The following is a 13,217-nucleotide window of genomic DNA, read 5'->3' as shown; positions in this document are numbered from 1 at the left end:
CGACACCACCGGCGACCTCCACACCCCCACCTTCGACCCCTCCGAAGAATCAATCTCCCTAGCCACCACGTTGCTAACCTCCGCCGCCCTCCTCGACTGAGAGCTCCCCAGCGACAGCTCCGTCGCCGCCTCCGGCGGGTGATTGCGCCGGAAGTGATTGCCCCGAGTGCGGGCGAGTGGCGGGTGCGGGCCAGCGCGTCCGAAGCGTGCGTTTGTCCGCCGGCGCTCGTCTACGGCGACTCGCGCACGAGCGCCGACTGCAGGCCGTCAACCGGTCATCGCGGACTACGAGGCCGATCACGGTGTCATCACCGAGGACGAGATCGCCGAGGCGGAGCGCTCCGTCCAGGCCAACGCGATCGTCGTGCGTGGCGGGCGTGTCATCCGTCCCGCGGCGGACCGCCCGCACTGATCAACCCACGCCGCCCAGGGTCTGCCCGCTCAACAGCCAGCCGACTTTCGTGGTCGGAGGCACTTGGTCAGTGCCGCAGGTGCGGACCGCCAGGCCATCACAACTGCCGACGCGCCCGGCGCTCCCGCGTGGAACCGCGTCCAGCACGCAATTGTGATGGCCTGGGTGTCCGGGCCACAGGACAGCGAGGGCTCATCGCGGACTCCCATCACCCACCAACTCGCTCCGCACCGGCCGTGCCACGCCTGGCGGCACTTCGTTGGCGAGCGTTTGTGGGGGTTAGACGGTGGTGCACGTCCGCCCCCGCCCCAACCCACCTACCGGGGCACAGCGCAGCGCGCCCCCGCGGCGGCAAAAGGCTGTCGCCGCGGACCGGTGTCCTCTAGAAGGTGTCGGCGGGGATGTAGACGCCCCAGACTTCGCGGAGGGTGTTGCAGACTTCGCCTACGGTGGCTCGGGCTTTGAGGGCTCGTTTCATCGGGTAGAGGCAGTTGTCGGTGCCTTCGGCGGCCTTCTTCAGGTCGGCCAGGGCTGCGTCCACCTCGACCTGGTCGCGTTCGGCGCGGAGGGTGGCCAGGCGGGCTACCTGCTGGGCCTCGATGGCGGGGTCCACGCGGAGGGGTTCGTAGGGCTCTTCTTCGGCGACCTTGAACTTGTTCATGCCGACGACCACCCGTTCGGCGGAGTCGATCTCGAGCGAGATCCGGTACGCCGACTGCTCGATCTCCTGCTTCTGGAAACCCTTCTCGATCGCGGCCACCGCACCGCCGTACTCCTCGACCTGGCTCATCAGCTCGACCGCTTCGGCTTCGACCTTGTCGGTCAGCGCCTCGACGACGTACGAGCCGGCGAACGGGTCAACGGTCGCGGTGATGTCGGTCTCGTAGGCGAGGACCTGCTGCGTGCGCAGCGCGAGCCGGGCGGCCTTCTCGGTCGGCAGGGCGATCGCCTCGTCGTACGAATTGGTGTGTAGCGACTGCGTCCCACCCAGTACGGCGGCCAGCCCCTGCACGGCGACCCGGACGAGGTTCACTTCCGGCTGCTGTGCGGTCAGCTGCACCCCGGCGGTCTGCGTGTGGAACCGCAGCATGTGCGACTTCGGGTTCTTCGCGCCGAACTCGTCCCGCATCACGCGCGCCCAGATCCGCCGGGCGGCGCGGAACTTCGCGACCTCTTCGAGCAGCGTCGTCCGGGCCACGAAGAAGAACGACAACCGCGGCGCGAACGTGTCCACGTCGAGCCCGGCAGCGACCGCCGTACGGACGTATTCGATCCCGTCCGCGAGCGTGAACGCGATCTCCTGCGCGGGCGTCGCCCCGGCCTCGGCCATGTGGTAGCCGGAGATCGAGATCGTGTTCCAGCGCGGCAGCTCCGCCTGGCAGTACGCGAAGATGTCGCTGATCAGCCGCAGCGACTCCTTCGGCGGGTAGATGTACGTCCCGCGCGCGATGTATTCCTTCAGTACGTCGTTCTGGATCGTCCCGGTGAGTTGTTCACCGGCGACCCCCTGCTCCTCCGCGACCAGTTGGTACAACAGCAGGAGCACCGACCCCGGCGCGTTGATCGTCATCGAGGTGGACACCTGGTCCAGCGGGATCCGGTCGAACAGGATCCGCATGTCGTCGATCGAGTCGATCGCCACCCCGACCTTGCCGACCTCGCCGGACGCGATCGTGGCGTCGGAGTCGTAACCCATCTGGGTCGGCAGGTCGAAGGCGACCGACAACCCCATCGTCCCGGCATCGATCAGCTGGTGGTACCGCTGGTTCGACTCCGCGGCCGTCCCGAACCCGGCGTACTGGCGCATCGTCCACGGCCGCTGGGTGTACATCGTCGGATACACACCCCGGGTGAACGGGAACTTCCCCGGCTCCCCCAGCTTCTCCGCCGGGTCGAACCCGTCCAGCGCGCCCGCGTCGTACACCGGCGCGAACTCGAATCCGGACTCACTGCGATGACTCATCTCCCCACCGTAGGCGGAACCACCCCTCCACTGGTATGCACAAACCAGGTGAGATCGGGCACGCCACGACCGGGGGCTGGTAGGATTCCTACTAGTTGGATTCCTACTGTGGAGGCAGCGATGAAGCTCAGAGCCAAGGGGCAGGTGACGATTCCCACCGAGGTCCGCGAGCACCTCGGCCTGCATGAGGGCGACGAGGTGGATTTCGTCATCCGCGGCAACATCGTTCAGATCACCAGAGCCGAGCACAACCGTTCCGTCGGGCGGCAGGTCGCGGGGCGGCTGCGGGGTCGCGGCTCCAGTGGGATGAGCACCGACGAGATCATGGAACTGCTGCGTGGCGAGGACTGAGCTCAGCGTCGTCCGCCGTCCGGTCACACTGGTCGACGCCTGCGTGATTCTCGACCTGACCACCAACGATCCTCAGTGGGCCGATTGGTCGGAGCAGACGCTCGCCGAGGCGGCCGACGAGGGGCCGCTGGTCATCAACGCGATCGTGTACGCCGAGGTATCGGTGGACTTCACCTCGATCGAGGAGCTGGACGACGCCCTCGACCAGAGCTACATCCGCCGTGAGCCGTTGCCGTTCGAGGCCGGCTTCCTGGCCGGGAAGGCGTACGTCGCCTACCGCCGGCGCGGCGGATCCCGCCGATCCCCGCTGGCCGACTTCTACATCGGCGCCCATGCCGCGGTGGCCGGCTACCGTCTCCTGACCCGGGACACTGCTCGCTACAGCACGTACTTCCCGTCGGTCAGGCTGCTGACGCCGGACGGTTGAGTCTGCTGGTGCCCAGAGTTCGTGTCTGAGCAACCGGTAGCCGCTCGCTCGTCACCGGGCAGACATCAAGCGTCCTTGAAGGCGTCGACAGGGAATCCACAACGCGTTACGGACACGTCGCCGAGGGTTCATGCGCGGTGGGGAACCTCCGAAGTGTGCGAATCGTGATGGTTGCCGAGACCTTCCTGCCGCAGATCAATGGCGTGGCGAACACGGCTCGCCATGTCGCCGACCGGCTTCGGGCCCGCGGGCACGAGCTGCTCATCATCGCGCCCGGACCGGGCCCGGACAGTTACGGTGACGTGCAGGTGATCCGGGCGCGGAGCTTCCGGACGCCTGGCTACAAGGAGTTTCCGGTCGGGCTGCCGGATCCGTCGATCGAGCGGGCGATGGCCGAGTTCCAGCCCGATCTGGTGCACCTGGCCTCGCCGTTCATCATCGGCGCCTACGGGCTGCGGGCCGCGCGCCGGCTCGGGCTGCCGACGGTTGCGATCTTCCAGACCGATATCGCCGGCTTCGCCCGGCAGTACCCCTGGTTCGCCGCTGCGGACCGTGGCATCTGGCGCTGGGTACGGCGGACACACTCGCGCGCCGACCGGACGCTCGCACCTTCCACCGCGTCGGTCGAGGCGCTGGTGCAGGGCGGCGTACCGCGGGTCTATCACTGGGGCCGCGGTGTGAATCTCGAACTGTTCGATCCGCAGCACCGCGACGAGAGCTGGCGTCGCGAGATCTCCCCGGACGGCAAGCCGATCGTCGGGTACGTCGGTCGTCTGGCAGCCGAGAAGAAGGTACGGCGACTCGCCGAGCTGACCGATCTGGGCTGCCAGATCGTGATCGTCGGCGACGGCCCGGACCGCGCGTCCCTGGAGCATGCGTTGCCCCAGGCAACCTTCCTCGGGATGCGCCGGGGTGCTGACCTGGCCACGATCTTCGCCGGGCTGGACGTATTCGTGCACACCGGTGAGCACGAGACGTTCTGCCAGACGATCCAGGAGGCGCAGGCTTCCGGCGTCGCCACTGTCGGCCCGGCCGCAGGCGGTCCGCTGGATCTGATCCACCCCGGCGTCAACGGCCTGCTCTTCGAACCAGGTCAGGCCGGATCGCTCCGCGACGCCGTCAAGACCCTGCTGGACCACCCGGAAGCCCGCGCCCGGATGGCAGCCAGCGGCCTCCAGCGAGTCCAGTCCCGTACCTGGCCGGCGGTGGTCGACGACCTGGTCGACCGGCACTACGCCCAGGTCCTGCGCGAAGCCGCCGCCGTACGGCAGGTGGCTTGAGTATGAGTAGCCTGCGGATCGCCCAGCTGGCCAATTTCGTGGGACCGACCTCCGGCGGGATGCGGACCGCGATCGAGCACATCGGTCAGGGGTACGTCGATGCCGGCGCGGACCGGATCGTCATCACCCCGGGCGAGCGGGACGAGATCGTGGAGACCGAGTCCGGCACGGTCGTCCGGGTGAAGGCGCCGAAGGTGAGTGGCGGCTACCGGCTGATCACCACGCCGTGGAACGTGATCGACGTACTGAAGAAGTTCCAGCCGACCACGGTCGAGATCTCCGACAAGTCGACCCTGCTCCCGGTGGCTCGCTGGGCCCGCAAGAACGATGTCGGCAGCGTCCTGTTCAGCCACGAGCGCCTGGACGCGATGCTGGCCCTCGGGGCGGCGAGACCCGGTCAGCTGGGCGGTCACGACGTACTGCGCCCGGGCCGGATGCTCGGTGAGGTCACCACGTACACCAGCCGCTGGACCGGTGAGAGCGTCCAGCGCCGTGCCGAGGGTGTGAAGGCCAGCCAGCTGCATGTGGTCGCCACCGTGGCCGCGCTCTACAAGATCCTCAGTCGCACGTACGACGCGGTCGTGGTGACGTCGCGGTACGCCGCGGCCGAGTTCGACGACGTGACCACGCCGCTGGTCCGGATCCCGCTCGGCGTCGACCTGGACACCTTCCACCCGTCACTCGGCAAGCCGGCCGACGACGGCGTACTGAAGCTCGTGCACGCCGGTCGGCTGTCCCGCGAGAAGAGCCCGCATCTCGCGGTCGCCACCGCTGCTGAGCTGCACCGACGCGGCGTCAAGCTGCAGATGGACGTCTACGGCACCGGTCCGCATCTCGACGAACTGCTCGAGATCGCGGGTACGGCGCCGATCACGTTTCACGGGTACGTCGATGGTCGGCGTACCCTCGCCCGGCATCTGGCCGAGGCGGATATCGCGCTGTCGGTCTGCCCGGGCGAGACGTTCGGCCTCGCCGTACTGGAGGCTCTTGCCGCCGGTACGCCGGTTGTCACGGCCAACACCGGCGGTGCCCGCGAGCTGGTCGACGAGACCTGCGGCCGCTGGGGCCAGGCCAACCCGGTCGCCCTGGCCGACGCCGTACTGCAGCTGGCACAGGTCCCCAACCGCCGAGCCGCGGCCCGTCGCCGGGCCGAGCTCTACGACTGGGACACCTGCATCCGGCACATGCTCGCCCTCCACACCCGCCTCGCCCAAGCGCGGATCGCCGCCTAAACCCGCAACGTCCGAAGGACCGGAGGGCCCGCCTCCAGTTTTCGGACGTTACCGAGGTGCTGCGCGTAACGTCCGAAGGATCGGAGGGCCCGCCTCCGGATTTTCGGACGTTAGGTCAGGTGGTCGTAGTCGCCTCGGGTCCAGGCCATGTGGCGATCGGCAGAACGCCGTACGACGGCCTTGGCGTCGACCGGGATGACCGAGCCGAAGTTGTTGTAGAGGCGGTCGAACTCGTACGGGTCGAGCGCGCGAGCCACGCGGTCGACCACCGCGCCGGACAGCGGGATGCGGTTCGGGTAGCTGCGCATGAAGCTGACCGAGGTGCGGTCGGGGTTCGCGAAGATCGTGTCGCCGGACAGCACGACACCCTTGCCCTCGGCACCATCTGCCCAGTGCACGACCGCGCTCCCCGGGAAATGACCGCCGGGCTGGAGAAGCGTCACTCCCGGCAACGGGTTGAGTACGCCGGACCAGGTCTGGATCACCGCGTCCTGCCGGGCGACCCAGTGCGCATCGGCCTCCGACACGTACACCGGTACGTTGCCTAGACGGTGGCTCCACTCGACCTGGACGCCGTACATATGCGGGTGGCTGGCAACGATCCCGACGACTTCGCCGAGCTCGCGGATCCGCCGTACGGCGTCATCGTCGAGATAGCCGATCGGGTCCCACAGGAGGTTGCCCTCGGACGTGGTGACCAGCATCGACTGCTGACCGATTCCGACCGGCGGCTTGGACGTGACGCCGTACAGGCCGGGTTCGACCGCCTCGATGGCGACCTCCGTCCCAGCCGCGGCCAGCTCCGCCAGCGTGGTCCAGTGCTGACCGTCTGCCGGCACCCACTGCCGCTCGTCGGCGCAGATCGCGCACACCTCCACCTGCTCGGAGTGCTCGACCGCACAGGTTGCACAGATCCAGAAACTCACCGTGATCTCCCTCCATAGCTTTTTGCCCGGACTCTCGCGGTTAAAGCCTGGTTGAAGTCAAGAACACCGCGGGGTCACCGGTCGAGGGCCACCTGCTGCCCGGCTGCCGGGGCCAATTGAGGGCCGCCTACGACACGCGGGAGAGCGATGTCACACCTGTCAGGACAAAAGCGCCAAGCCAGCAGGACTACCATCGAACCCGGCCGGGTTATCGCCGGGCCGAGCCGAATCGCGGCAGCCGCACGGCTCTCGATCCGAGATCCGATCGGAGGATCGGTTTGCCCAGCAAACCAGCCGGCACGCTCTACCGTGGCCGGGAGGGCATGTGGTCATGGGTCGCACACCGGATCACCGGCGTGGGAATCTTCTTCTTCCTGCTCGTGCACGTGCTCGACACCGCTCTGGTCCGGGTGTCGCCGGAGGCCTACAACGAGGTCATCGGCACCTACAAGAACCCGATCGTCGGCCTGATGGAGGTCGGACTGGTCGGGGCCATCCTGTTCCACGCGTTCAACGGCATCCGGCTGATCCTGGTCGACTTCTGGGCCAAGGGCCCGCGCAACCAGCGCAAGCTGATGATCGGCGTCGGCGTGGTCTGGGTCGTGTTGTTCGTGCCGTTCGTGATCCGGCACCTCACACACGTCTTCGGAGGCTGAGATGAGCGACATTGCAGCGCCGCGGTCCAGCACCCACGCCCGTTCCGTCAAGGGCGGCGGCCGGAACCGATCGGGCCAGACCAACTTCGAGCTCTACAGCTGGCTGTTCATGCGGCTGTCCGGGCTCGCCCTGGTCGTCCTGGTCCTCGGCCACCTGTTCGTGAACCTGATGCTCGGCGGCGGCATCACCGCCCTCGACTTCGCCTTCGTGGCCGGCAAGTGGGCCAACCCGCTGTGGCAGGTCTGGGACCTGCTGATGCTGTGGCTGGCGATGCTGCACGGCACCAACGGGATGCGGACGATCATCAACGACTACGCCGAGAAGGACCAGACACGGTTCTGGCTGAAGGCACTGCTGATCACGGCGTCGATCGTGATCGTCGTCCTCGGCACCCTGGTCATCTTCACCTTCGATCCCTGCCTAGACCCGCACAGCACGCTGTCGGTCTGCAAGTAAGGACAGTTCAGATATGCAGCGGCACCAGTACGACGTAGTGATCGTCGGTGCGGGCGGTGCGGGGATGCGCGCGGCCCTGGAGTCCAGCAAGCGGACCCGGACCGCGGTGCTCACCAAGCTCTACCCGACCCGGTCGCACACCGGCGCGGCCCAGGGCGGCATGTGCGCCGCACTGGCCAACGTCGAGGAGGACAACTGGGAGTGGCACACCTTCGACACGGTCAAGGGTGGTGACTTCCTGGTCGACCAGGACGCGGCCGAGGTGATGTGCCGCGAGGCCGTCGACGCGGTCCTCGACCTGGAGAAGATGGGCCTGCCGTTCAACCGGACCGCCGAGGGCAAGATCGACCAGCGGTTCTTCGGTGGGCACACCCGCAACCACGGCGAGGCCGTCGTACGGCGTTCCTGTTTCGCCGCGGACCGGACCGGCCACATGATCCTGCAGACGCTGTACCAGCAGTGCATCAAGCAGAACGTCGAGTTCTTCAACGAGTTCTACGTTCTCGACCTGCTGATGGTGGCCGGCAAGGCCACCGGCGTGGTCGCCTACGAACTGGCCACCGGTGAGCTGCACATCTTCAGTGCCAAGTCGATCGTGTTCGCCTCCGGCGGCTTCGGCAAGGTTTTCCGTACGACGTCCAACGCGCACACGCTCACCGGCGACGGGATGGGCATCGTGTGGCGCAAGGGGCTGCCGCTGGAGGACATGGAGTTCTTCCAGTTCCACCCGACCGGTCTCGCGGGTCTCGGCGTACTGCTGTCGGAGGCCGCTCGTGGTGAGGGCGGCATCCTGCGCAACTCGGACAACGAACGCTTCATGGAACGGTACGCACCGACCGTGAAGGACCTCGCGCCACGCGACATGGTGGCGCGCGCGATGGCGAACGAGGTGCGTGAAGGTCGCGGCTGTGGGCCGGACAAGGCGTACGTGATGCTCGACCTGACCCACCTCGAGCCGGCGCACATCGACGCCAAGCTGCCGGACATCACCGAGTTCGCGCGGACCTATCTGGGCGTCGAGCCGTACACAGAGCAGATCCCGGTCTTCCCGACCGCGCACTACGCGATGGGCGGCATCCCGACCAACATCAAGGGCGAGGCGCTGGCCAACAACGACGACGTGATCCCCGGCCTGTACGCCGCGGGTGAGGTCGCGTGTGTGTCCGTGCACGGCGCGAACCGGCTCGGGACGAACTCGCTGCTCGACATCAACGTGTTCGGCCGACGGGCCGGGATCGCCGCCGCCGAGTACGCCGCGACCGCCGTCTTCGAGGAGCTTCCGGACGCACCGGAGACCTTCGTGGTCGACCTCATCGAGGGCATGCGGAACGCCGGCGGCGAGGAGCGGGTCGCCGCCATCCGGACCGACCTGCAGGCCACGATGGACATCAACGCGCAGGTCTACCGGACCGAAGGATCGCTCAAGCAGGCGCTCGTCGACATCGAGCGGCTGAAGGAGCGGTTCGCCCAGGTTTCTGTCCAGGACAAGGGCAAGCGGTTCAACACCGACCTGCTCGAGGCGGTCGAGCTGGGCTTCCTGATCGACCTGGCCGAAGTACTGGTCGTGTCGGCCCTTGCTCGTAAGGAATCCCGTGGCGGGCACTTCCGCGAGGACTACGACAAGCGTGACGACGTGAACTTCATGCGGCACACGATGGCGTACCGCGAAGTCGATGCCGAGGGCAACATCAACATCCGGCTGGACTACAAGCCGGTCGTCCAGACTCGCTACAAGCCGATGGAGCGGAAGTACTGATGGACGTCAAGGTCAAGATCCTTCGGTACAACCCCGAGGTGCTCGACGAGTCGGAGTGGAAGACCTACTCGGTCACGCTGCTGCCCGGCGACCGGGTGCTCGACGCACTCCACAAGATCAAGTGGGAACAGGACGGCACGCTGACCTTCCGCCGTTCCTGCGCCCACGGTGTCTGCGGCTCCGACGCGATGCGGATCAACGGCCGCAACCGGCTGGCCTGCAAGACGCTGATCAAGGACCTGAACCCGGAGAAGGAGATCACCGTCGAGCCCATCAAGGGCCTGCCGGTGCTCAAGGACCTGGTCGTCGACATGGAACCCTTCTTCGACGCCTACCGCTCGGTGATGCCGTTCCTGGTCACCAGCGGCCACGAGCCGACCCGCGAGCGGATCCAGTCCCAGGAGGACCGGGAGCGCTTCGACGACACCACCAAGTGCATCCTCTGCGCCGCCTGTACGACGTCCTGCCCGGTCTTCTGGTCCGACGGCCAGTACTTCGGCCCCCAGGCCATCGTCGGCGCGCACCGCTTCATCTTCGACAGCCGCGACGAAGGCACCGAACAGCGCCTCGAGATCCTGAACGACAAAGAAGGCGTCTGGCGCTGCCGAACCACCTTCAACTGCACCGACGCCTGCCCCCGAGGCATCGAGGTCACCAAGGCGATCCAGGAAGTGAAGCGAGCGCTCATCTTCCGCCGCGTCTGACTCAGGGGTGCATTTGGGCACCCTTGAGGATCTTGTCGACGGCGTTCCTGGGCCCGTAACAGGCAAGACCGACCAGGTCGAGCGCCGCGGTGGTCACCGCTTTCACCGCGGCGCGATTGTCACGATCGTTGCCAGTAGCAAACAGATCCTGAGTGAAGACCGAATGCTCGACGCCGCGCTGCAACGCGCGCTGATGAGCGGTCGCCAGGAACTCCTTCGTCCCCTCGAAGACCAGCACCGGCTGCCGGAACATCGGCAGGTAACGCACCCCGTCCGCGTCCTCGTAGGCCTCGCCCACCACCTCAGGATGCGTCCCCGCAATCCCGCTCACCAAGAACGCGGTCACGTTCAGCCGCTGCCAGGTCGGCAGATCTTCCCGCAGCAGTACGGCGATCTTGGTCTCGAAGCGAATCGGTTCGTTGTCCACCCGCCCATCGTCGACCTGGGCCGGGCGCGGCGTCTTGTACGTTCTTAGCCCGTACGGCGGGAAGCGTATGTTCGTCAGTGTGAAACCGAGCGTGAAGGCGTGGCGGCCCGCACTCAGCGGCGTCGTCGAGGTCCTGCACGCGCACTTCCCGTCGCATGCCTATCCCAGTCACACCCACGACGCCTGGACGGTTCTGATCGTCGACGAAGGCGCCGTCCGGTACGACCTGGACCACCGCGAGCACGGTCTGGCCCAGGCACAGGTGTCGCTGCTGCCGCCCCACGTCCCGCACGACGGGCGATCGGTGCAACCGGACGGCTTCCGCAAGCGCGTCCTCTACCTGGAGACCGACCGGTTGGGCGTCGACCTGATCGGCGCGGCGGTCGACCAGCCCGAGTACGCCGACGCAGCGCTACGCCACCGGATCCACCAATTGCATGGGGTCCTGGTGGACGGCGACGACGACTTGGAGGCGCAGAGCCGGCTGACCCTGATCGAGGAGCGGCTGCGGCAACATCTTCAGCGAAAGGTCACCGGCCCGCCGGACCAGCGCGACCCCGGCGCCGCCAGGAAGCTCCGCGACCTACTGGACGCCAACGTGCCCGCCGGGATCACGCTCGACGAGGCATCCAGGGTCGTGCAAGCGCATCCGGTCCATCTGGTCCGAGCGTTCAGCCGCGAATTCGGCATGCCGCCACACCGGTACCTGATCGGCCGCCGGATCGACCTGGCCCGCCGCTACCTACTGGACGGACGCCCACCGGCCGAGGTGGCGGTGCTGGCCGGCTTCTACGACCAATCACACCTCAACCGCCACTTCCGCAAACTCCTCGGCGTCACCCCGGCAGCTTTCGCCCGCCGATAAGCTTGTGTGAGCTGAGTCACATTCAGCAACCAGCGGCTGCCAGCCGGGAGTCCTGCAGGCAGAGGCTGAGCGCTGATTGGGGGGACATGCCGGATGGAGAGCCTGCTCGAGATCTACGACGGTTGCTATCGCCGTCTGGTCGGCCAGCTCTACGCGTTGTGCGGCAGTCTGCCCGAGGCTGAGGACGCCGTACAGGAGGCCTTTGTGCGGGCGATCGAGAAACCACGGCGCTTCAACCAACTCGAGAACCCTGAGGCCTGGCTCCGGATGGTCGCCTTGAACATCGCCCGAAGCCGCTTCCGCCGGACCAGCACCTTTCACCGGATCATGAGCCGGACAGGTCCGCCGGGCGACTCGGTTCCCGGGCTCACCCCCGACCACGTCACCCTGGTCGACGCTTTGCGCCGTCTGCCGTGGGACCAGCGCGAGGTGATCACGCTGTACCACATTGTCGATCTGCCGGTCCGCGAGATCGCGGTGCAGCTCGGCGTACCGGAAGGCACCGTCAAAGCCAGGCTGTCCCGCGGCCGCATCCGCCTCGCTCCCCTGATTCGTGAGTTCGCCGAGGAGGTCGACCATGTCTGATCTGAGAGACCTGGCCCAGTCGGTCCAGCAGGCGATCGACGCACCGCCCTTCGACAAACTGGCCCGCCGCGCGACCAGGCGCCGGCGTCGCAAGACGGCCTTCGCCACTGCCGGGGTGATCGGGATAGTCGCGACCATCGTGTCACTGGTCGTCCTGCCCGGCGGTTCCGCGGAACCGGCGGCCTCCCCGGAAGAGGAGGGCCGGGCTCTGGTGCAGAGCGCCGATGCTCAGCTGCAGGGCACCCTCATGATCTCGGAGAACCAGTGGGCAGCGAGTTGGGCCGACTGCAGGGGGAGCTGCCGGTACGGCGCCGTCCTGAGCCGGAACGGTCGGTCGTGGTACCTGCCGGTGAAAACCCAGCCGTACGTCCTCCTGCAGGTCGGCAACGAGCCGGTCGCGGTCTCCGGGCGGGAGCCGATGTCCCCTGCAGGCGATCGGCCCGAACAGTCCCTGGCCCGGCTCACCAATCGCGGACTGGTGCGGACGCTGCTGCGCTATGTCGCGCCGACACAGACGTTCGCGACAGATGAGGTCCTGACCGACAAGTTCGGCCCAGAAAGTCTGCAGGTGCTCAACCTCAAGGACTCGACCCTCCGTCCGCTCACAACACCCCCGATGGACGAGATCCTGTCCCCGTCCGCACCCGTCCGCGACAAGACCGGCCGCTGGTGGACACTCAGCGGCCGGACGCGGATCAAGGTCGCCTGGACCGACAACCGCGGAATCAGCTGGCGGTCCGAGCCCGTCGATGTCGAGAGCAGCCCGGGGAACCTGGCCGTCAGCCCGAACGGACGGACCACCGCGGCCACCTCGCTCACCCCGCTCACCGGCAACACCTTCGTGTCGATCGCGAACCTGAAGGTGTCCACCGATGCCGGACAGAGCTGGCGGCTCTTTACCAAGCCCGGCGGACACAGCGCCGGACCGGTCACCCTCGACGACGGCACCGTCCTGTTGCTCGGCCAGCTACCCGGTGATCCCACCCGAGGGCTGTACACCGTCACCGGCCGCCAGGTCCAACGCCTCAACGACGCACCCGACCTGACCAACTTCACCGGCAACAGCAATCTGCTTTACGGCCTCACGATCGAACCCATGACGACCAAGGTCGCCTTCTCCACCGACCGCGGAACGACCTGGAACTACTTCGAGCCGCGCTAGGTGCGGACCGTCAT

At 67.3% G+C, this 13,217-nt stretch carries 14 protein-coding genes; 11 read left to right on the top strand and 3 right to left on the bottom strand.

From position 1 onward, the window contains the following. Positions 1-794 precede the first annotated feature (794 nt). Complete coding sequence (locus E1261_RS09660) at positions 795-2,375, bottom strand: acyl-CoA mutase large subunit family protein (protein ID WP_132404958.1); 1,581 nt, start codon at positions 2,373-2,375, stop codon at positions 795-797. A gap of 120 nt (positions 2,376-2,495) precedes the next feature. On the opposite strand from E1261_RS09660, the gene E1261_RS09655 reads away from it, so the two are divergent. The 4 genes from E1261_RS09655 (at position 2,496) to E1261_RS09640 (ending at position 5,665) form a co-directional block, all read left to right on the top strand. After that, positions 2,496-2,726, top strand: a complete 231-nt coding sequence (locus tag E1261_RS09655) for an AbrB/MazE/SpoVT family DNA-binding domain-containing protein (protein ID WP_132404956.1) — start codon at positions 2,496-2,498, stop codon at positions 2,724-2,726. After that, positions 2,713-3,153 carry a type II toxin-antitoxin system VapC family toxin gene (locus E1261_RS09650; protein ID WP_132404954.1) on the top strand — a complete coding sequence of 147 codons (441 nt, stop codon included), beginning with the start codon at positions 2,713-2,715 and terminating at the stop codon, positions 3,151-3,153. The genes E1261_RS09655 and E1261_RS09650 overlap by 14 nt, the downstream gene beginning before the upstream one ends. 155 nt (positions 3,154-3,308) lie before the next feature. Continuing rightward, positions 3,309-4,433 carry a glycosyltransferase family 4 protein gene (locus E1261_RS09645; RefSeq protein WP_202874534.1) on the top strand — a complete coding sequence of 375 codons (1,125 nt, stop codon included), beginning with the start codon at positions 3,309-3,311 and terminating at the stop codon, positions 4,431-4,433. Positions 4,434-4,435: 2 nt separating this feature from the next. Next, positions 4,436-5,665 carry a glycosyltransferase gene (locus E1261_RS09640; protein ID WP_132404953.1) on the top strand — a complete coding sequence of 410 codons (1,230 nt, stop codon included), beginning with the start codon at positions 4,436-4,438 and terminating at the stop codon, positions 5,663-5,665. Between the two features lie 110 nt (positions 5,666-5,775). Here E1261_RS09640 and E1261_RS09635 read toward each other — a convergent pair whose 3' ends face one another. Continuing rightward, positions 5,776-6,591: an MBL fold metallo-hydrolase gene (locus tag E1261_RS09635; protein ID WP_132404951.1), complete on the bottom strand. Its 816-nt coding sequence runs from the start codon at positions 6,589-6,591 to the stop codon at positions 5,776-5,778. 278 nt (positions 6,592-6,869) lie between these two features. On the opposite strand from E1261_RS09635, the gene sdhC reads away from it, so the two are divergent. The 4 genes from sdhC to E1261_RS09615 are packed head-to-tail and all read left to right on the top strand — an operon-like array spanning position 6,870 to position 10,164. After that, positions 6,870-7,247 carry a succinate dehydrogenase, cytochrome b556 subunit gene (gene sdhC, locus E1261_RS09630; protein WP_132404949.1) on the top strand — a complete coding sequence of 126 codons (378 nt, stop codon included), beginning with the start codon at positions 6,870-6,872 and terminating at the stop codon, positions 7,245-7,247. Position 7,248: 1 nt separating this feature from the next. After that, entirely contained in the window at positions 7,249-7,704 is a 456-nt protein-coding gene (locus E1261_RS09625) for a succinate dehydrogenase hydrophobic membrane anchor subunit (RefSeq protein WP_132404947.1), read from the top strand. Positions 7,705-7,717: 13 nt separating this feature from the next. Then, the gene (gene sdhA / locus E1261_RS09620; protein ID WP_132404945.1) at positions 7,718-9,460 is read left to right on the top strand and encodes a succinate dehydrogenase flavoprotein subunit; all 1,743 of its coding nucleotides are present in this window, start codon (positions 7,718-7,720) and stop codon (positions 9,458-9,460) included. Beyond that, positions 9,460-10,164, top strand: coding sequence for a succinate dehydrogenase iron-sulfur subunit (locus E1261_RS09615; RefSeq protein ID WP_132173147.1), 705 nt, complete (start codon positions 9,460-9,462; stop codon positions 10,162-10,164). Before sdhA ends, E1261_RS09615 begins: the two co-directional genes overlap by 1 nt. A 1-nt stretch (position 10,165) precedes the next feature. Here E1261_RS09615 and E1261_RS09610 read toward each other — a convergent pair whose 3' ends face one another. Further along, positions 10,166-10,591, bottom strand: a complete 426-nt coding sequence (locus E1261_RS09610) for a DUF2000 domain-containing protein (RefSeq protein ID WP_132404943.1) — start codon at positions 10,589-10,591, stop codon at positions 10,166-10,168. 79 nt (positions 10,592-10,670) lie between these two features. Between E1261_RS09610 and E1261_RS09605 the strand changes: the two genes are divergently transcribed. The 3 genes from E1261_RS09605 to E1261_RS09595 all read left to right on the top strand — a co-directional run bounded on the left by E1261_RS09605 (position 10,671) and on the right by E1261_RS09595 (position 13,203). Continuing rightward, the gene (locus tag E1261_RS09605; RefSeq protein ID WP_238176094.1) at positions 10,671-11,456 is read left to right on the top strand and encodes a helix-turn-helix transcriptional regulator; all 786 of its coding nucleotides are present in this window, start codon (positions 10,671-10,673) and stop codon (positions 11,454-11,456) included. Positions 11,457-11,549: 93 nt separating this feature from the next. Further along, entirely contained in the window at positions 11,550-12,041 is a 492-nt protein-coding gene (locus tag E1261_RS09600) for an RNA polymerase sigma factor (RefSeq protein WP_132404939.1), read from the top strand. Then, a complete protein-coding gene (locus tag E1261_RS09595; RefSeq protein ID WP_132404937.1) occupies positions 12,034-13,203 on the top strand; it encodes a sialidase family protein in 1,170 nt (389 codons plus the stop codon). The genes E1261_RS09600 and E1261_RS09595 overlap by 8 nt, the downstream gene beginning before the upstream one ends. Positions 13,204-13,217 lie beyond the last annotated feature (14 nt).

This window comes from Kribbella albertanoniae, from assembly GCF_004348455.1.
In the GTDB taxonomy this organism is placed as follows: domain Bacteria; phylum Actinomycetota; class Actinomycetes; order Propionibacteriales; family Kribbellaceae; genus Kribbella; species Kribbella albertanoniae.
The sequence above is the reverse complement of the archived record's forward strand: the minus strand, read 5'-3'. Positions and strand labels throughout refer to the sequence as shown.